Origin of the sequence: Gillisia xinjiangensis, assembly GCF_046298265.1 — a bacterium.
GTDB classification, from domain to species: domain Bacteria; phylum Bacteroidota; class Bacteroidia; order Flavobacteriales; family Flavobacteriaceae; genus Gillisia; species Gillisia xinjiangensis.
In genome coordinates, this window is the sequence record NZ_JBKAHK010000080.1 from 1 (window position 1) to 586 (window position 586).

The window sequence follows — 586 nt, forward strand, 5'->3', positions numbered from 1 at the left end:
GCCGGCCGCGTTGTTGGCCTTCTCGTCATCCTTGCCCTGAGCATGGTTGTGCGACTTGGCCGTCGCCCAGGAGTCGTTGCCCGTGCCGATGGCCTGGGCGTCGCCGGCGACCTTGTTGTCGCCCTGGTAGGCATCGATCCAGTCGTTGCCCGCCTTGTTGTCGTCGTCGTTATCCCACTCGCCGGCGTGGTTCTGCTGCTCGGCGAAGGCCGACTTGTGGCCGATCGCCTGGGAGCCGCCGGAGACGGTGTCGTCGGCGCTGCCGGCGTGGATGGTGTCGTTGCCGGCGCGGCTGCCGTCGCCCTTCTTGGCGTCATTCCAGCCCTTGGCGACCGCGTCGTCGCCCCACGAGAGGGCCTGGGCGTCACCAGCCACCTTGTTCTCGCCACCGCCGGCGACGATGTAGTCGTTGCCCGCGGAGGCTCCGCCGGTCGCCAGGTTGGTCGCGGTCGCTTCGGAATAGCCCGACGCGCGCGCCTGGCTGTCGCCGGAAATGGTGTCGTTGCCGTTGCCGGTCTCGAGGTCGTCGTCGCCCGCCTGGGCGCCGTCCTCGGCCGTGTTGTAGCTGTGCGCCTTGGCGGTGCCA

General features: G+C 69.6%; 1 protein-coding gene. It reads right to left on the reverse strand.

The window, feature by feature from the left end:
- On the reverse strand, positions 1-586 hold a 586-nt coding region (locus ACKGJN_RS16580), incomplete at both ends, for a hypothetical protein (RefSeq protein ID WP_409540676.1).